The organism is Streptomyces sp. NPDC043746 (assembly GCF_056436485.1).
In genome coordinates this window covers 108,126-125,729 of sequence record NZ_JBWKCM010000023.1, presented here as the reverse complement: position 1 = coordinate 125,729, position 17,604 = coordinate 108,126, and the positions used below count along the sequence as shown (strand labels likewise).

At 73.5% G+C, this 17,604-nt stretch carries 19 protein-coding genes; 15 read left to right on the top strand and 4 right to left on the bottom strand.

Going from position 1 to position 17,604, the window contains the following annotated elements; genetic code table 11:
- The first annotated feature begins 264 nt into the window (after window positions 1-264).
- The 7 genes from AC0682_RS23440 to AC0682_RS23410 all read left to right on the top strand — a co-directional run bounded on the left by AC0682_RS23440 (window position 265) and on the right by AC0682_RS23410 (window position 7,514).
- Window positions 265-981 (top strand): TetR family transcriptional regulator, encoded by a 717-nt coding sequence (locus AC0682_RS23440; RefSeq protein ID WP_478534970.1) that lies wholly within the window; start codon window positions 265-267, stop codon window positions 979-981.
- Window positions 982-1,129: 148 nt separating this feature from the next.
- Entirely contained in the window at window positions 1,130-1,501 is a 372-nt protein-coding gene (locus AC0682_RS23435; protein WP_478534969.1) for a Zn-ribbon domain-containing OB-fold protein, read from the top strand.
- A gap of 353 nt (window positions 1,502-1,854) precedes the next feature.
- Entirely contained in the window at window positions 1,855-2,700 is an 846-nt protein-coding gene (locus AC0682_RS23430; RefSeq protein ID WP_478534962.1) for an inositol monophosphatase family protein, read from the top strand.
- Between the two features lie 289 nt (window positions 2,701-2,989).
- Window positions 2,990-4,399, top strand: coding sequence for a phytoene desaturase family protein (locus tag AC0682_RS23425; RefSeq protein WP_478534968.1), 1,410 nt, complete (start codon window positions 2,990-2,992; stop codon window positions 4,397-4,399).
- A gap of 279 nt (window positions 4,400-4,678) precedes the next feature.
- Window positions 4,679-5,215, top strand: coding sequence for an O-acetyl-ADP-ribose deacetylase (locus tag AC0682_RS23420; protein WP_478534961.1), 537 nt, complete (start codon window positions 4,679-4,681; stop codon window positions 5,213-5,215).
- Between the two features lie 301 nt (window positions 5,216-5,516).
- Window positions 5,517-6,989 carry an AlkA N-terminal domain-containing protein gene (locus tag AC0682_RS23415; protein ID WP_478534960.1) on the top strand — a complete coding sequence of 491 codons (1,473 nt, stop codon included), beginning with the start codon at window positions 5,517-5,519 and terminating at the stop codon, window positions 6,987-6,989.
- Between the two features lie 15 nt (window positions 6,990-7,004).
- On the top strand, window positions 7,005-7,514 hold the full coding sequence (locus AC0682_RS23410; protein ID WP_254811374.1) for a methylated-DNA--[protein]-cysteine S-methyltransferase: 510 nt from the start codon (window positions 7,005-7,007) through the stop codon (window positions 7,512-7,514).
- A gap of 64 nt (window positions 7,515-7,578) precedes the next feature.
- On the opposite strand, the gene AC0682_RS23405 is transcribed toward AC0682_RS23410, so the two are convergent.
- The gene (locus AC0682_RS23405; RefSeq protein WP_478534959.1) at window positions 7,579-8,160 is read right to left on the bottom strand and encodes a TMEM165/GDT1 family protein; all 582 of its coding nucleotides are present in this window, start codon (window positions 8,158-8,160) and stop codon (window positions 7,579-7,581) included.
- Between the two features lie 413 nt (window positions 8,161-8,573).
- On the opposite strand from AC0682_RS23405, the gene AC0682_RS23400 reads away from it, so the two are divergent.
- Entirely contained in the window at window positions 8,574-8,981 is a 408-nt protein-coding gene (locus AC0682_RS23400; RefSeq protein WP_254813167.1) for a (2Fe-2S) ferredoxin domain-containing protein, read from the top strand.
- A gap of 12 nt (window positions 8,982-8,993) precedes the next feature.
- Here AC0682_RS23400 and AC0682_RS23395 read toward each other — a convergent pair whose 3' ends face one another.
- Window positions 8,994-9,722, bottom strand: a complete 729-nt coding sequence (locus AC0682_RS23395) for an SIR2 family NAD-dependent protein deacylase (protein ID WP_254811372.1) — start codon at window positions 9,720-9,722, stop codon at window positions 8,994-8,996.
- A gap of 63 nt (window positions 9,723-9,785) precedes the next feature.
- Between AC0682_RS23395 and AC0682_RS23390 the strand changes: the two genes are divergently transcribed.
- Window positions 9,786-9,986 carry a DUF2191 domain-containing protein gene (locus AC0682_RS23390; protein ID WP_127465376.1) on the top strand — a complete coding sequence of 67 codons (201 nt, stop codon included), beginning with the start codon at window positions 9,786-9,788 and terminating at the stop codon, window positions 9,984-9,986.
- Between the two features lie 25 nt (window positions 9,987-10,011).
- Here AC0682_RS23390 and AC0682_RS23385 read toward each other — a convergent pair whose 3' ends face one another.
- Window positions 10,012-10,512 carry an NUDIX domain-containing protein gene (locus tag AC0682_RS23385; RefSeq protein ID WP_478534958.1) on the bottom strand — a complete coding sequence of 167 codons (501 nt, stop codon included), beginning with the start codon at window positions 10,510-10,512 and terminating at the stop codon, window positions 10,012-10,014.
- Between the two features lie 142 nt (window positions 10,513-10,654).
- Here AC0682_RS23385 and AC0682_RS23380 point away from each other — a divergent pair, with 142 nt between their 5' ends.
- Window positions 10,655-11,770, top strand: a complete 1,116-nt coding sequence (locus tag AC0682_RS23380) for a glycerate kinase (RefSeq protein ID WP_478534967.1) — start codon at window positions 10,655-10,657, stop codon at window positions 11,768-11,770.
- 162 nt (window positions 11,771-11,932) lie between these two features.
- Here AC0682_RS23380 and AC0682_RS23375 read toward each other — a convergent pair whose 3' ends face one another.
- Complete coding sequence (locus tag AC0682_RS23375) at window positions 11,933-12,319, bottom strand: helix-turn-helix domain-containing protein (RefSeq protein ID WP_478534957.1); 387 nt, start codon at window positions 12,317-12,319, stop codon at window positions 11,933-11,935.
- Window positions 12,320-12,641: 322 nt separating this feature from the next.
- Between AC0682_RS23375 and AC0682_RS23370 the strand changes: the two genes are divergently transcribed.
- The 5 genes from AC0682_RS23370 to AC0682_RS23350 are packed head-to-tail and all read left to right on the top strand — an operon-like array spanning window position 12,642 to window position 17,559.
- A complete protein-coding gene (locus AC0682_RS23370; RefSeq protein ID WP_478534956.1) occupies window positions 12,642-13,439 on the top strand; it encodes an ABC transporter ATP-binding protein in 798 nt (265 codons plus the stop codon).
- On the top strand, window positions 13,436-14,248 hold the full coding sequence (locus AC0682_RS23365) for an ABC transporter ATP-binding protein (RefSeq protein ID WP_478534955.1): 813 nt from the start codon (window positions 13,436-13,438) through the stop codon (window positions 14,246-14,248). Before AC0682_RS23370 ends, AC0682_RS23365 begins: the two co-directional genes overlap by 4 nt.
- Window positions 14,245-15,135, top strand: a complete 891-nt coding sequence (locus AC0682_RS23360; RefSeq protein WP_478534954.1) for a branched-chain amino acid ABC transporter permease — start codon at window positions 14,245-14,247, stop codon at window positions 15,133-15,135. Before AC0682_RS23365 ends, AC0682_RS23360 begins: the two co-directional genes overlap by 4 nt.
- Entirely contained in the window at window positions 15,128-16,312 is a 1,185-nt protein-coding gene (locus tag AC0682_RS23355) for a branched-chain amino acid ABC transporter permease (protein ID WP_478534953.1), read from the top strand. The genes AC0682_RS23360 and AC0682_RS23355 overlap by 8 nt, the downstream gene beginning before the upstream one ends.
- The gene (locus AC0682_RS23350) at window positions 16,309-17,559 is read left to right on the top strand and encodes an ABC transporter substrate-binding protein (protein WP_478534952.1); all 1,251 of its coding nucleotides are present in this window, start codon (window positions 16,309-16,311) and stop codon (window positions 17,557-17,559) included. The genes AC0682_RS23355 and AC0682_RS23350 overlap by 4 nt, the downstream gene beginning before the upstream one ends.
- The last annotated feature ends 45 nt before the right edge of the window (window positions 17,560-17,604 follow it).

Below are 17,604 nucleotides of genomic sequence, written 5' to 3'. Positions count from 1 at the left end.
GTCAGGTCATCGGCGAAACGCCGGTCACCGGTCGCGTCGGGCACATACTTCACACAGACAACGATCCTCAAGCTCACGCCGGCTCTCCTGCCTACCTCGGTGTGGTCCCTGCCGGTCAGGCCCGGTTCCACCTGGGTGTGGTTTCGTAAGGGTGACCTTATGGTACTCAGTACCCTCTGTAAAGGTACCCAGTGCCATATGCCTCCCTCCGATGCTACGTTTCGCCGCATGAGCGAGGCACGTGGACCCGAGAAGAAGGCACCCATGCGGGAGGTGCTGGCGCAGGCGGCCTTCCAGCTCTTCCTGGAGCGGGGCTTCGAGCGGACGACGGTCGACGACATCGTCGCGCGGGCCGGGGTGGGGCGGCGGTCCTTCTTCCGGTACTTCCCCTCCAAGGAGGACGTGGTCTTCCCGGACCACGAGCGCTGTCTCGCGGAGATGACGGAATTCCTCGCGGCTGTCGGTGACGAGGACCCGGTGGGCGCGGTCTGCGACGCGGCGCGGATCGTGCTGCGGATGTACGCGGCCGACCCCGAGTTCTCCGTACAGCGCTACCGGCTCACCCGGGAGGTGCCCGGGCTGCGGACGTACGAACTCTCCGTCGTGCGCCGCTACGAACAGACGCTCGCCGGTCACCTCCGAGGCTGCTTCGGCAGCGACCGGGACGGGGAGCTGCGGGCCGAGGTGATCGCCGCCTCCGTGGTCGCCGCGCACAACAACGGGCTGCGGCTGTGGCTGCGTTCGGGCGGTGCGGGGGACCCCGAGGCGGCCGTGGACCATGCGCTCGATCTCGTACGGGGAGTGTGGGAGCGGCCTGCCGGGCCCTCGCCCGCCCGGCAGGGTCCGGTCCCGCCGGCGGTCGCGGCCTCCGGGGCCACCGCCGGGTCCGGGGAGAGCGACGTCATCGTCATGGTCGCGGCCAGAGGGACCCCGATGTGGCGGGTCGTGCAGCAGATCGAGGCGGCCACCGGTGAGAGCTGAGCGCCCGCCCGCCGCGAGAACTCGGTAATAATCGGCACTCAGTGCCTTTACGCTTCGGCACTCAGTGCCATATGGTGCGGACGCGCCGTCAGCCAGGTGCGGCGCGTCCGAGTCGAGCGCAGGGGGTCGATCCGTGTCTCAGGCAGGAATGGGCACCGTCCAGAAGGCGCACGAGGAGTGCGGCCTCTCCTACAACCGCTGCCGCTGGTGCGGCACCGCCTCCTTCCGGCGGCTGCTGTGCCCGGTGTGCGCGTCGAGCGAACTGGACCAGGAACGCACCACCGGCCACGGCGTGGTCGTACGGACCGCCGTGGTCCACCGCTACACCGAGGCGGCCCGGAACGAGTCCCTGGTCCGCTTCCCCGAGGGTTTCGTCTTCCGCTGCCAGGTCATCGGGGCCGCGCCGCAGATGGTGACGGTCGGCGCCCGGGTGAAGCCGCTGGCCGGTGAGGAGCCGGAGTCGTCGGGGGCGGTCGTCCTGGAACTCTGCGAGCCGCCCGCCCAGCGGGACTGGGTCTGACACGGCACGGGAGCGCGGGCGCTCCCGTGCCGCGCACGGAACCGGTCGCGCGGGCGGGAGCGCCGCTGGGCGTCGGGCCCGCTCGGCGCCCCCGGTGCGGCTTCGCCGCGCGGGCCGTCAGGGCCTCCGCGTAGCCCGAGAGCCGGGCGGCGGTCACCTCGGCGGGCAGGGCGAGTCCGGGCGGCTCGTCGGCCACGGCGCCGGTCGAGGTCGGGTCGACCCGGGGAGGTGGGGAACAGGACCGGGTCGCGGGCCAGGCCCCGGGGCGTGGTGGAGCAGTGGTTCCCACCCCGAAACGGCCCGTGGTGGAGGCGGACGCGCCGTGGACCGGGGGCACATGCTTAGCTGGAGCCATGATCGATGACTTCCTGTACGGGCCCGCCGGGCACTCCGGACCGACGGCCGAGGTCGAGGCGGCCGTGCGCGCCGCCGCGGCGGCCGAGATCCTGCCCCGCCACCGGAAGCTCGCCGCCCACGAGATCATCGAGAAGAGCGGCCCGCACGACCTGGTCACCGCCGCGGACCGGCTCGCCGAGGAACACCTCACCGCCGCCCTCACCGCGCTGCTGCCCGGCTCGGTCGTCGTCGGCGAGGAGTCCGTCCACGCCGACCCGGGTCTCTACGACGCGCTCAGCGGTGACGCCCCCGTCTGGATCGTCGACCCGGTCGACGGCACCCGGCAGTTCGTCCGGGGCGAGGGCGGCTTCTGCACCCTGGTCGCCCTCGCCCAGCACGGCGAGGTCCACGCCTCCTGGACCTACGCTCCGGTCCTGGGCGAGATGGCCGTCGCCGTGCGCGGCCGGGGAGCCACCCTGAACGGCGCGCCGATACGTTCCGGCGCACCCGCCCCCGGCGCCGTACTGACCGTGGCCATGTCCCACCCCGACTACACCACCGAGGCCCAGAAGCGGGCCCTGCTCGGCCTGCGCACCGACGGCATCGCGGCCCGCCCCTGCGGCTCGGCCGGGCTCGAGTACCTCGCCGTCGCCCGCGGTGCCCAGGACGCCACCGCCTTCAACTGGGAGTACGCGTGGGACCACGCCGCCGGACTGCTCCTGGTCACTGAGGCGGGCGGCGCGCAGTCGACCCTGTCCGGCGCCCCGTTCCGGATCGCGGGCGGCAACGATCTGCCGTTCACGGCGGGCCGCGACGAGTCCACCGTCCAGCGCGTCCTGGCCGCCCTGCGCGCGGGCGGCTGATCGGCTGCGCGCCCGCGCGTGCGCGTGCGCGCAGCGGGTACGGGCGGGTGCGGGCCACCGGCGCAGCCGTACGTGATCCGGTCCGCGAACACGCCCTCGGGACCCGCCCGGTCACGACCCCGGAGAGGTCGCATCGCCCGCGCGGTCCGGCGGCGGTCCCGCCCGGCCGGGCCCGGGTGGTCCGGGCCGTCGGCGGGGAGCGTCCGGGTACCCGCGCGCACCCGCTGTCGGTGCGTCCGAATATCCTGGGGCTCCGTCTGCCGGCCGACGAAGGAGTCCCAAGGTGCCGATGCTCGACGCGGTCGTCGTGGGGGCCGGGCCCAACGGGCTGACCGCCGCGGCCGAACTGGCCCGCAGGGGCTTCGCCGTGGAGGTCCACGAGGCGCACGACACGATCGGCGGCGGCGCCCGCACCGAGGAGCTGACGCTGCCGGGGTTCCGGCACGACCCCTGCTCCGCCGTGCACCCGCTCGGCATCGGCTCGCCCGCCTTCCGGGCCATGCCCCTGGCCCGGCACGGCCTGGAGTGGCTGCACCCCGAGATCGACCTCGCTCACCCCTTCCCCGACGGCACCGCCGCAGCCCTCACCCGGTCCGTCGGCGAGAGCGCCATGACGCTCGGGCCCGCCGACGCCGGGGCCTACCGCCGCCTCCTCGCGCCCTTCCTGGGCCGCTGGGACTCCCTGGCCGCCGACTTCCTCCGCACCCCCTGGGACGGCCTGCCCCGTGATCCGTACCGCCTGGCCCGCTTCGGGCTCCTCGGCCTCCAGCCCGCCACCTGGGTCGCCCGGCGCTTCCGCGGCGAGAAGGCCCGCGGCCTCTTCGCCGGGCTCGCCGCCCACGCCATAGCGCCCACCAGCGGCTTCGCCACCTCGGCCATCGCCCTCGTCTTCGCGCTCGCCGCCCACGAGAGGGGCTGGCCCGTCCCGCGCGGAGGCTCCCAGGCCATCGCGGACGCCCTCGCCTCCTACCTCCGCGAACAGGGCGGCACCATCCGGACCGGCAGCGAGGTCAGGCGGCTCGACGAACTCCCGCCCGCCCGCGCCTACATCTTCGACACCTCGCCCTCCGCCCTCGCCCGCATCGCCGGTCTCGGCTCCGCCTACAGCCACTACCGCTACGGCGCCTCCGCCTTCAAGATCGACTACGCGCTCTCCGGCCCCGTGCCCTGGACCGCCGAGGCCGCCCGACGCGCCGGTACCGTCCACATCGGCCCCACCGCCGGAGCCATCGACACCGCACTGAGGGCCGCCGTCGAGGGCCGTGACCCCAGCGTCCCCTTCCTCATCACCGCCCAGCCGAGCCTCACCGACCCCTCCAGGGCCCCCGAAGGACGCCATGCCTTCTGGGTGTACGGCCACGTCCCGGCCGGCTGGGAGGGTGACGCCACCGACGTCATCGAGCGCCAACTGGAGCGCTTCGCCCCCGGCTTCCGCGACCTGGTCCTCGCCCGCGCCCTCTCCGGCCCGCCCCAACTGGCCGAGCGCAACGCCAATTACGTCGGCGGCGACATCGCGTGCGGGGCCTTCTCCGGCCTCCAGACCCTGATCCGCCCCAAGCTCGCACGCGTCCCGTACGCCACCGCCCACCCGGCGGTCTTCCTCTGCTCCTCGGCGACCCCGCCCGGCCCCGGGGTGCACGGCATGTCCGGCCACCACGCCGCCAAGGCCGTATGGCGTCAGCTGCGCTCCACGACCTGACCCCACGGCGCAACGGCCCTTTCACCCACAGGCGTACGGCCCCAGGGGAGGGAGAGCCGGACGCGCCGATTTCTCCGTATCCGCCCTCGACGTGCTCCCGACGGGCGCTCCCGGCCACCGGCACCCCCGCGCCGAGCGGTGGCGGACCGGGAGGCTCTGTCCGAGCCGTGTCCGGTCGTACGGTGGCGAGGCGCACACGTCACCGCGCGACGACGCCCCCACGGGCCGGTCCGCCCGGACCGGGCGGCGCGGGCGCGCGGGGCGCGGCATGATGTCCGCATGAGCACCTCCGTCACCCCCGCGGTCCGCCTGGTCCGCGGGGACATCACCGACCAGTCCGTCGACGTCATCGTCAACGCCGCCAACTCCTCGCTCCTCGGCGGTGGCGGTGTCGACGGAGCCATCCACCGGCGCGGGGGCCCCGAGATCCTCGCCGCCTGCCGGGAACTGCGCGCCTCGCAGTACGGCAAGGGCCTCGCCACCGGCCGGGCCGTCGCCACCACCGCCGGCCGACTGGCCGCCCGCTGGGTGATCCACACGGTCGGCCCGGTCTTCTCCGGAGCCCAGGACCGCTCCGCGCTGCTCGCCTCCTGCTACCGCGAATCACTTTCCCTGGCAGCCGAGTTGGGGGCCAGGAGCGTGGCGTTCCCGGCGATCTCGACGGGCATCTACGGCTGGCCGATGGACGACGGGGCGCGGATCGCGGTACGCACGGTGCTGGCGGAGACGTTGGCGCCGGTCGAGGAGGTGCGGTTCGTGCTCTTCGACGCGCACGCGTACGTGGAGTTCGAGGAAGTCCTCGCGATGCGCGGCTGAGCCCGGCGGCCGGGGCCCGATGGCGGGGGCTCGATGGCGGGGGCCACAGCGACCCGGGGGGCCCGGCGGCAGAGCCTCGGCGACCCGGGCCCAGGCGGGTGTCCGGCGGCGGAGGACCCGCGGCAGCAGCCCGAGGGACCCGGGGCCCGGCAGCGGGAGCCCCAGGAGCAGGGGCCGGACGGCGGGGGCCGGGCGACAGGGGCCCACCAGCCCAGCCGTCCCCGGCCCCCGCGCCCGTGGCCCGAGGTGCGTGTCGGATTCTCGCCAGCCAGGCCCCTGACCGGTGCCTCATCCTGGAGCCATGCACACCGACACCGAGGCTTGCGTGCGGGCCGTCCAGTCCAGGGACGCCCGCTTCGACGGCTGGTTCTTCACCGCGGTCCTCACCACCTGGATCTACTGCCGCCCCAGCTGCCCCGTCGTGCCGCCCAAGGCCCGCAACATGACCTTCTACCCCAGCGCCGCCGCCTGCCAGCAGGCGGGCTTCCGGGCCTGCAAGAGGTGCCGCCCCGACACCAGCCCCGGTTCGCCCGAGTGGAACGCCCGCGCCGACGTGGTGGCCCGCGCGATGCGGCTCATCCAGGACGGTGTCGTCGACCGCGAGGGCGTCCCCGGTCTCGCCGCCCGGCTCGGCTACTCCGCCCGCCAGATCGAACGCCAGCTCCTGGCCGAACTCGGAGCCGGACCGCTGGCGCTGGCCCGCGCCCAACGGGCGCAGACCGCCCGGCTCCTGATCGAGACCACCGCCCTGCCGCTGGCCGACGTGGCGTTCGCCGCCGGGTTCTCCTCCGTGCGCACCTTCAACGAGACCGTCCGCGAGGTGTTCGCCCTCACCCCCGGCGAACTGCGCACCCGGGCCGCCCGCGGCCCACTGACCCCCGCAGCCCCCGGTGTCATCGCGCTCCGTCTCCCGTACCGCACCCCGCTCAACCCCAGCAACCTCTTCGGCCACCTCGCCGCGACCGCCGTCCCCGGCGTCGAGGAGTGGCGGGACGGCGCCTACCGCCGCACGCTGACCCTCCCGCACGGCCACGGCACCGTCGCCCTCACCCCGCAGCCCGGCCACATCGCCGCCCGGCTCTCCCTCACCGACCCCCGCGACCTCACCCAGGCGATCAGCCGGTGCCGCTGGCTGCTGGACCTGGACGCGGACCCGGTCGCCGTCGACGGCCGGCTGCGTGCCGACCCGCTGCTGGGCCCCCTGGTCGACGCGGGGCCCGGCCGCCGGGTGCCGCGTACGGTGGACGGCGCCGAGTTCGCCGTGCGCGCGGTCCTCGGCCAGCAGGTCTCCACCGCCGCCGCCCGCACCCACGCCGCCCGCCTGGTCACCGTCCACGGGGTTGCGGTCGACGACCCAGAGGGCGGGCTCACCCACCTCTTCCCGACCCCCGAGGCGCTGGCCGGGCTGGACCCGGAGAAGCTGGCCCTGCCCCGGACCCGCCGCACCACGCTCACCACCCTGGTCGCAGCCCTCGCCGACGGAACGCTCCGCCTGGACCACGACACCGACTGGGCACGGGCCCGCGCCGAACTCTCCGCACTCCCCGGTTTCGGCCCCTGGACCGTGGAGTCCATCGCCATGCGGGCCCTCGGTGACCCCGACGCCTTCCTCCCCACCGACCTCGGCATCCGCCGGGGCGCCGAACGCCTCGGCCTCCCGGCCACCCCCGCCGCCCTCACCGCACGGGCCGCCGACTGGCGCCCCTGGCGCGCGTACGCCGTCCAGTACCTCTGGACCGTGGACGACCACCCCATCAACCACCTGCCCGCCTGACGGAGGAAGCCCCCCATGCCTGCCCAGCAGCACACGGTCGTCGACAGCCCCTACGGCCCGCTGACGCTCGTCGCCACCGACGGCGTCCTCTCGGCCCTCTACATGGCCGGCCAGCGCCACCGCCCACCCGAGGAGACCTTCGGCGTCCCCGACCCGGAACCCTTCCCCGAGGTGATCCGCCAGCTGACGGCGTACTTCGCGGGCGACCTCACCACCTTCGACGTGCCGCTCGCCCTGCACGGCACCCCGTTCCAGCAAAGCGTCTGGGCGCAGCTGCTGAAGATCCCGTACGGCGAGACGCGTACGTACGGCGAACTGGCCGAGGAACTCGGCAGGCCGGGCGCCTCCCGGGCGGTCGGCCTGGCCAACGGCAAGAACCCGGTCTCCATCATCGTCCCCTGCCACCGGGTGATCGGAGCCTCGGGCAGCCTCACCGGCTACGGCGGCGGCCTGGAGCGCAAGCAGCGGCTGCTGGCGTTCGAGAGCGGCGGCGTACGGGACGACGGGGTCCAGGCGCTGTTCTGAACTCCGGACGCGAGAAGGGGCGTGCCGGCCCGGCACGCCCCTTCTTCGCCCGCGAGCGCCCGTCTCAGCCGGTGAAGATCTCCACGGCCGTCCAGATCGCCAGGCCCAGCATGCAGACCCCGCCGATCCGCTGCACGGTCTTCAGCGGTACGCGGCTGGCGATGTACCTCCCCGCGAGCAGCGCCAGGGCCGAGACGGACACCAGGGCGGCGGCCGAGCCGATCGCGGTGGACCAGGTGCCGTTGGAGGCGGCCAGGTTGGCGGTGGTGATCTGGGTCAGGTCGCCCCACTCGCTGATGAAGACGGCCATGAACGCGGTCGAGTAGACCGGCCAGAAACCGGTCACGGTCTTCACCTCGGTCCCGTCCTCGTCCCCACCGCTGCCGCGCAGCAGGATGAACGCGCCGAACGCGAAGAGCGAGGCCGAGACGAGCTTGACGATCCAGTCGGGCAGCAGCCCGATCAGACTGCCCGCGCCGACGGCGATGGCGACATGCACGATGAACGCGGACGACGTGCCGAACCACACGTAGAGCGGGCGCATCCGCGTGCCCATGGCCAGCGACGCGAACATCGTCTTGTCGGGCAGCTCCGCGAGGAAGATCAGCCCGAAGGCGGTGATGATCGCCAGGGGGTCGAGGTGCATTCCGGGTGGCTTTCTGTGCGAGCCGGGCCCGGGATCTTCGCGAAGTGCCATGCGGGCTTTCGGAGGACCACTCGGCCCGGCATGACGGCGGCGCCCACGGAGGACGTGGACGTGTCATACAGGACCGAAGGTCTCGCCCGCCCGCGAGGAACCCTGTCCAGGTCTCACGAGCCCGGCCACCGGGAACCCGAGGGCTCCAGTGTGTCGACGACCGGTTTGCGGGGCTACTCCCCTTCGCAGCCACCAAGACTACCTCACCGACGGAATCCCGCCGGGCGGGGGAGGGGCGCGGGTGTTCGAACCGGCGGAGCCTGGGTAGAGTCGCGGTGACCACGCTGACCAGCGCCGATGGCCCCGACGGGGGCCTGCTGGCACCCTCGCCGTTCACCACCCCGCCGACCGGAAGTACGCGCATGAGCCGCCGCCCCCGCAAGGACGTGCCCGCCCAGGGCGCCGCCCGGCCCACCGTGAGCGTCTGCCGGGGGTGCTGCTGCGGCACGGAGAAGATCCCGGGCGTCGACCACGCCGCCCAGCTCGCCCGCCTCCGCTCCGGCCTGGAGGGCGCTGCCACCGTACGGGCCGTGGAGTGCCTGGACGCCTGCGAACAGGGCAACGTGATCGTCGTCCAGCCGTCCGCCGAGGGCCGCCGCGCGGGCGGCCGCCCGGTCTGGCTCGGCCTGGTCAACGACGAGCACGCCGAGCAGGACGTCATCACCTGGGCGTCGGCCGGCGGCCCGGGTCTCGCGGACGCTCCCGACATCCTCGACCTGTACGTGTTCCAGCCCTCGCGCCGGGTCCGCGCGGGGCTGGAGACCCCGTAACGGGGCGGGACCTCAGGACCGGGCACTGCCCAGGGCACGCAACAGCCTCGGCAGGGCGGTCCCGATCGGCTCCCGTACGACCTCCTCGGCGAGTGCGTCGTAGGGTGTCGGCTCCGCGTTCACCACGACCAGCCGCGCCCCGTGCTCGGCCGCGATCCCGGCGAGCGAGGCGGCGGGCTGCACCTGGAGCGTCGAGCCGACCGCCACGAAGACCTCGCACGCCTTGGCGATCGACATCGCGTCGGCCAGCACCCGTGGGTCCAGCCGCTCACCGAACATCACCGTCGCCGCCTTCAGGATCCCGCCGCAGACCGTGCACGCCGGGTCCGGCTCGCCCGCGTCCACCCGCTCCAGGGCCTCCGCCATCGACGACCGGTCGTGGCAGCGCGTACAGGCCACCTGGCGTGCGGTGCCGTGGAGTTCGAGGACCTTGCGGTCGGGCAGCCCGGCCAGCTGGTGCAGCCCGTCGACGTTCTGCGTGATCACCCGGACCGGGGTGCCGGACCGCTCCAGCGCGACCACCGCCCGGTGGGCCGCGTTCGGCTCGGGGTTCGCGGCGTGGGTGGAGCGGCGCAGCAGCCAGGAGCGGCGGCGGATCTCCGGATCGGCCATGTAGTAGTCGTACGTGACGAGCTTCTCGGCCTCCGGGTCCTTCCGCCAGACTCCGTTCGGTCCCCGGTAGTCGGGGATGCCGGAGTCCGTGGAGATGCCGGCACCGCTGAGGATCGCGACAAGGGCCATACGGCGAGCGTACGGAGGTCGAAGGCCTCCCACGAGTGGGTTTCGCCGGTGTAGGGTCCGGCTATGGCCAAGGTGAGCGTCAGTCTGGACGCCGAACTCGTCGTCGAAGTCATGGTGCTCGCGGGCGTCGGAAACCCGCAGGACGCGGTGGAGTTGGTGGTGCGCGACTACATCGCGCGCGGCCACCGCACCGAGGCGCGGGTCGCCGAGCGCGAGGAGTCGGTGCGGGACGTGGAGATCAAGCCCGAGGCCCAGCAGGGCTGACGTCGTAGCTCCCCGATACTGCGTACTACGCGACCGGGCGGCCGTCCTCCAGCTCCACCGTCCCACCGCCGGACGCCAGAACCTCCAGCGCCGCCCGGACCCGCTGCCCGAGCGCGCCCAGCAGATAGCCGTCCAGCTCGGCCGGGGCCACCAGCTTCCAGGAGAGCAGCTCCGCCTCCTGGAGCCGGATCGCCGCGAACTGCTCCGGTGTGAGCACCCCGCCGTCGTACAGGTACGCCACGATCGGCGGCCGGCCCGGGCCGCGCGCCCAGTCGACGGCGAGCAGCCGGCCCGGCGCCAGGTCGAGCCCGATCTCCTCCGCCGTCTCGCGGCGGGCGGCCTGACGGGGGCCCTCGCCCGTCGCGGACTCGACCGTTCCGCCGGGCAGCGCCCAGCCCTCGCGGTAGTTCGGCTCGACGAGCAGCGCCCGGCCCTCCGTGTCACGGAAGAGGCAGGCAGCCCCGGCGAGGACCCGGGGGAGCCCGGCGATGTACGCGGCGTAGGCGGCGGCATCAGTGGTGGTCACGGCCGCCAGCGTAGTGGGGGTCCGGGAGCGGACGGGGGCGGTTGCGGACGCCCGTGGCAGATCAGGGGGCGTGCGGATAGGGTCGGGGCGGCGCGACTGCCTGTTCGAAAGCAAGGGATGCAAGGTGACGGACGGAGCAGATGTGAAGACCGCCCGCGTGCTCGTCGCGGCGGACAAGTTCAAGGGCTCGCTCACGGCCGTACAGGTCGCGGAGCGGGTGACGGCCGGGTTGCGGCGCGTCGTCCCAGGCCTGGAGGTGGAGACCCTGCCGGTCGCGGACGGCGGCGACGGCACGGTCGCGGCGGCGGTTGCCGCGGGGTTCGAGCGCCGTGAGGCGCGGGTGACCGGGCCCGTGGGGGACCCGGTGACGGCGGCGTACGCGCTGCGCGGGACCACCGCGGTGGTGGAGATGGCCGAGGCCTCGGGCCTCCAGCACCTGCCCGACGGGGTGTTCGCCCCGCTCACGGCCACCACGTACGGCTCGGGCGAACTGCTGGCCGCCGCCCTGGACGCCGGGGCGACGACCATCGTGTTCGGGGTCGGCGGCAGCGCGACCACGGACGGCGGCGCGGGCATGCTCGCCGCGCTCGGAGCCCGCTTCCTGGGCGCGGACGGCAAGCCCGTCGGCCCCGGTGGCGGGGGACTGGCCGCACTCGCCGAGGCCGACCTGTCCGGGCTCGACCCGCGTCTGAAGGCCGTCGACCTGATCCTGGCCAGCGACGTGGACAACCCGCTGACCGGGCCCAAGGGCGCGCCCGAGGTGTACGGGCGGCAGAAGGGCGCGAGCGAGGAGGACATCGCGCTCCTCGACGCGGCCCTGGCGCACTACGCCTCGATCCTGGGTCCGGAGACGGCGGCCCTGCCGGGTGCCGGAGCGGCCGGCGGCATCGGCTACGGGGCGCTCGTCGCCCTCGGCGCCCGCTTCCGCCCCGGCATCGAGGTCATGCTCGACGTCCTCGGCTTCGGCCCCGCGCTCGCCCGCGCCACTCTGGTCATCACCGGCGAGGGCTCGCTCGACGAGCAGACCCTCCACGGCAAGGCCCCGGCGGGCGTCGCGGCGGCCGCCCGGGAGGCCGGGATCGAGGTCGTCGCGGTCTGCGGCCGTCTGGCCCTTTCTCCCGAGGCCCTGAGCGGGGCGGGCATCGCACGCGCCTACGCCCTGGCCGATCTCGAACCGGACCCGGCCGTCTCGATGGCCCAGGCCGGACCGCTGCTGGAGCGTGCGGCCGAGTCGATCGCCCGGGACTTCCTGAGCTGACGACAGAACGGGGCCGGTCGTACGGAGCCGTACGACCGGCCCTTCGCCGTGCCGCTCCCGTCCCCGGCGCCCGACGCCCGGCGCCTCGGGTCCGCCCTTCGGCGCCGTACGGCGTAGGGGTGAGGCACCGACGGCGTACGAGGGGCGCCGGGGCCGAAGTGCTCACCCCCGCCCCGCCGCCCACCGCAGCGCCTCCAGGGCCAGCACCGTCTCCACCAGCCCGCGGGGGTGCGACAACGACCGTGAGGTCAGCCGTTCCAGGCGGCGCAGCCGGTTGAACACCGTGTTCCGGTGGCACCGGAGCCGTACCGCCGCCCGCCCCACCGAGCCCCCGCACTCCAGCCACGCGTCCAACGTCCCCACCAGCAGTGCCCGTTCCGCCGGGGCCAGGGCCAGCAGCGGGCCGAACACCTCCGCGAGCAGCCGAGCGGAGAGTTCCGGCGCGCCCGCCACCAGGACCGCCGGCCACTCCCCGGCCCCCATGCCCCCGGCCCCCGGTGGGTCTTCGGCGGCCCGTGCCCGCTCCCCGCCCCCGGCCTCCCTCCCCATCCCCGCCTCCGTCCGCCGGACCGGCGACCGGCGCCCTTCGCCCGGCGCTGCCGGGGCAGCCGACGGGACACCGCCGCGGAGGCGGCCGCCGGGGCCGGTCTCCCCGGTGACCGATGAGGATGCCACCGGGCGCGCGGGGCGCGAGCCGGTCCGGCACCGGCTCTGTGCACGTGCACAACGAGGCCCTTCGATCGCTGGTCCAGCGCATCGAGTCCGCCCCGGGCCGTGGACGCGCGCTCCCGCCGGTGCTGGTCTGTGGCACCACACGAAGCCACACCCTCACCGATGAGCACGACACGAGAAGGCGGAAGGAGGAGGACGCATGGCAACGCTGGAGATCCGCGGACTGTCCGTGGGTTACGGACCGGTCCGGGCCCTGCACGACATCTCCGTCGATGTGCCGGACGGCGCGATCACCGCCGTACTGGGCGGGAACGGCGCGGGCAAGACCACGCTGCTGCGGGCCGTGTCGCGGACCCTCGGCTTCCACCGGGGTACCGGCACCGGCACCATCCGGTTCGACGGCCGCCCCCTGGAGGGGCTGAGGCCCGCCCAGGTGGTGGCCGCCGGAGTGGTCCAGGTCCCGGAGGGCCGGCAGGTCTTCGCCCGGATGACGGTGGCCGACAACCTGCGCGCGGGCGCACTCGGGGCGCGTGGCGGGCGCAAGGAGACGAGCGCCGCACTGGCACGCGTCCACGCCCTGTTCCCGGTCCTGTCCGACCGAGCCCATCAGCGCGCCGGGCTCCTCTCCGGCGGCGAGCAGCAGATGCTGGCGATGGGACGCGCCCTGATGGCCGGGCCCCGGCTGCTCCTGCTGGACGAGCCCTCGCTCGGCCTCGCCCCGCTGATGGCGGCCAGGATCGCGGAGACCGTCCAGGAGATCAACGCGGGCGGCACCTCCGTCATGCTCGTCGAGCAGAACGCGGCCATCGCGCTGCGCCTGGCCTCGACGGCGTACGTCCTCGACGTCGGGGAGGTCGCCCTGCGCGGGCCCGCCGCCGAACTGGCCGCATCCGACGAGGTGCGTCGGCGCTATCTCGGCGTGGTCGACGAGGAGGCCGCGGCCGACGCCGAGGCGGCCTCCCGCCACCGCCGCACCCTGAGCAGGTGGTCGGCATGACCGCCCCCGCCCCCGTGCCCGCGGCCGACCCCGTGGACAGTGCCCCGGCCCCGCTCACCGTCACCGATGTGACCGTCCGCTTCGCCGGGCTCACCGCCCTGGACGGCGTCTCCTTCACCGTCGAACCCGGCAGCGTGCACGCCGTCATCGGCCCCAACGGCGCGGGCAAGTCCACCTGCTTCAACGTTCTCTCCGGTGTCTACCGGGCCGCCACTGGCACCGTCCACCTCGGTGCCACCGAGCTGACCGGGCTCGCGCCGCACGCCATCGCCGCCCTCGGAGTGGCCCGCACCTTCCAGAACCTGGCGCTCCCGCCCCACGCCACCGTTGCCGACAGTCTGCTCCTGGGCCGTCACCGGCTCACCCGCTCCGGGTTCCTCGCCACCGGACTGCGGCTTCCCTCCGCCGCCCGCGAGGAGCGGCGCCACCTGGCAAGGGTCCGGGAGATCGCCCGATTCATCGGTCTGGCAGGGGAGTTGGAGCGTCCGGCGGGCTCACTCCCGTACGGGCAGCAGAAACTCGTCGAGCTGGGCCGCGCGCTGTGCATGGAGCCGAAGGTCCTGCTCCTGGACGAGCCGATCGCGGGCATGACCGCCGACGAGCGACGCCGTACCGCGGCCGTCGTCGCCGACGTACGCGACAGCCTCGGCATCTCCATCGTGATGGTCGAGCACGACATGGGGGTGGTGATGAAGCTCGCGGACGCGGTGACCGTACTCGACTTCGGACGCAGGATCGCGGGCGGCACGCCCGCCGAGGTCCAGAACGATCCGGCCGTCGTCCAGGCCTACTTGGGAGCACCTGAATGACCACGTTCGTCGAACTCCTCCTCGGCGGCCTGTCGATCGGCTCGGTCTACGCGCTGATCGCCCTCGGGTTCGTCGTCATCTTCAAGGCCACCGAGGTCGTCAACTTCGCCCACGCCTCCCTGCTGTTGGCGGGCGGCTACGTCACCGCCGTGCTCCATGACGACATCGGGTTCTGGCCCGCGCTGCTCGTCGGGATCGCCGGGGCCGCGACCGTCGGGGCGGCCATCGAGTTCTTCGTGATGCGCCGCTACCGGGGCAGTGACCACAGCGTCCTGGCCATCGTCACCATCGGCGTCGACATCCTCCTCATCACCGAACTCACCCGCCGCATGGGCACGGACGTCCTCGCGCTCGGGGACCCGTGGGGCAACGAGGTGGTCCACATCGGCGGGATCACCCTCGCCCAGACCAGGATCGCCGCGTTCCTGGCGGCCGGTCTCCTCATCACCGTGTTCCTGCTGGCCTTCCGCTACACCTCGTGGGGCGTGTCGATGCGCGCCGCCGCCGAGAACCCGCAGACCGCCGCCCTCATGGGCATCAAGCTGGGCCGGGTCTCCCTCGCCGCCTGGGCCGTCGCCGGGGCGCTGGCCGCCGTCGCCGCGCTCTTCCTCACCGTCTTCCCGACCCCCGGACTGGAACGGGCCACCTCACTCGCCGCGCTCAAGGCCTTCCCGGCCGCGATCCTCGGTGGGCTCGACTCCACCACCGGAGCACTGGCCGGCGGGCTCATCGTCGGTGTCACCGAGGCGCTCGCCACCGGCTACCAGAGCGACCTCTCCTTCCTCGGCCGGGGCATCGGGGACCTGGCGCCCTATCTGGTGATGGTCGCGGTCCTGCTGATCCGCCCGGCCGGACTCTTCGGCACGAAGGAGCTGGCCCGTGTCTGACACCACCGCCGAAGCCGCACCGGAGAGGACAACTGCTCCCGCTCCCGAACCTGTTGGCGGGCAAGGCCTCACCGAACGGCTGCGCCGACCCCGTACGTACGCCGTCCTCGCCGGCTCCCTCGTGCTCCTCGTCCTCCCCTTCTACCTGGACCGCTTCTGGCTCCAGGCCGGGCTGTTCGCGATGGCGGCGGCGATCGGTGCCATCGGGCTCAACATGCTCACCGGAGCCACCGGCCAACTCTCCATGGGACATGCCTTCTTCCTCGCCGTCGGCGCGTACGGCTACTGCGTCCTGGCGGGGGAGTCCAGCACCGAGAACGGCCACGCCCTGGCCGGACTCGGACTGCCCACCTGGCTGGCCGCACTCCTCGCCGTCCTCCTCGCGGGTGTCGCGGGAGGGGTGTTCAGCCCGATCGCCGGGCGGCTGCGCGGGGCCTACCTCGGTATCGCCACCCTCGCACTGATCTTCATCGGGCAGCACGTCCTGTTCAACGCGGGGTCCCTGACCGGTGGCTACAACGGGAGGGCCGTCCCCCCGCTCTCCCTCTTCGGGTTCACCTTCGACGACAGCGAACTCCTCGTAGCGGCAGTCCCGTTCGGATCGTCGGAGAAGCTCTGGTATCTGGGGCTCGCCGCGCTGCTGCTGAGTTCCCTGTTCGCCCGGGGCGTCCTGCGGGGCCGCCCCGGCCGGGCGATGAACGCCATCCGCGACCACCGGATCGCGGCAGGAGTCATGGGCGTGCCGGTGGCCCGCTACCGGGCCGGGGTCTTCGTCCTCTCCTCCATGTACGCCGGTCTCGCGGGCGTCCTGCTCGCCCTCGTGTTCCAGCGGACCGTGCCCGAGTACTTCGGCATGATCCTGTCCCTCGAATACCTCGCCATGATCGTCATCGGCGGGCTCGGCAGTGTCGCGGGGGCCGTGATCGGCGCCGCCTTCGTCTCGCTGCTCCCGCAGGTGCTCACCCACTACAGCGACTCCCTCCCGCTGGTCTCCGCCCCCGGCACGGGCGGTCTGGCACCCGGTGAGGCGTCGCGCTATCTGTACGGCGCCGCGGTCGTCGCCGTGGTCCTGTTCCTGCCCGGCGGCCTCGCCCGCCTGGGCCTCGCCCGTCCGCGCCCAGGCGTCGCCCGCGCGCGTCGAGTCATGCGTCCGAAGAAATCAGGGGAGAAGAAATGAGACTCAGAGCGCTCACGGCCGTGGTCGCGGCCCTCACCGTCACCCTCGTCGGGTGCAGCGGCAAGGCGGCCGGAGGAAAGGGGGACGGACAGGACGAGGCCGGGATCAAGACCGGACCCGGGGTCACCTCCTCGACGATCTCGCTCGGTGTCCTCACCGACATGACCGGGGTGTACGCCTCGCTCGGCAAGAGCGTCACCCAGGCCCAGCAGCTCTGGGCGCGGCAGATCAACGCCAAGGGAGGCATCTGCGACCGGAAGATCGAGCTGACCGTGCGGGACCACGGCTACGACCCGCAGAAGGCGATCGCCGGCTACACCGAGCTGGAACCGAAGGTGCTCGGCTTCACCCAGTTCATCGGCTCCCCGTTCGTCGCCGCCGTCGAGCAGCGGATCGACGGGAAGGACAAGGGGCTCGTGCTGCCGCAGGCCTGGTCGGCCAGCCTGGTCGGCTCCCCGTACATCCGCGTCATCGGCGCCACGTACGACGTCGAGACCATCAACCTGATCGACCACCTGCTCAAGGAGAAGCGGATCGCCGAGGGCGACCGGATCGGGCATGTCTACTTCGAGGGCGACTACGGCGAGAACGCGCTCGTCGGCTCCAAGTACGCCGCGAAGGAAGCGGGGTTGACCGTCGTCGAGCAGAAGATCAAGCCGACCGACAACGACATGACGGCCCAGGTCGCCGCCCTCAAGCAGGCCGGGGTGAAGGCCGTCGTCGTCAGTGCCGGTCCGCGCCAGGCGGCCTCGCTCGTCGGTGTCGCCGCGGCCACCGGCTTCGATGTCCCCGTAGTGGGAAACAACTCCGCCTACGCACCGCAGCTGTTGAAGACCCAGGCCGGCCCGGCTCTGCTGAAGGACTACTACATAGCGTCCTCGACCCTGCCCATCGGGGACCCTGGTGACGGGCCGTCACTCCTGCGCAAGGAGTACGCCTCGCAGTACCCGAACGACGTCCTCGACAACGGCGTCGTCGCGGGGTGGACGGCCGCCTCCGTCTTCGGTGAGGCGCTCGACAAGGCCTGCGACGAGAAGGACCTCACCCGCGAGGGCATCGGCAAGGCGCTCCTCACGATCAAGGGGTACGGCACCGAGTTCGGGGTCACGCACGACTTCTCCGACCCCAAGGCGCCCTCCACCCGGGAGAGCGTCATCATGAAGCCCGACGCCACGGCGCCCGGCGGGCTGAAGGTCATCAGCCCGGCGTCGGTCTCCCCGGCGGCGAAGTCGTACACGCTGAAGTGACGCGGGCACGCTGAAGCAACGTGGATACGGGGGCCGGTCCCGCCG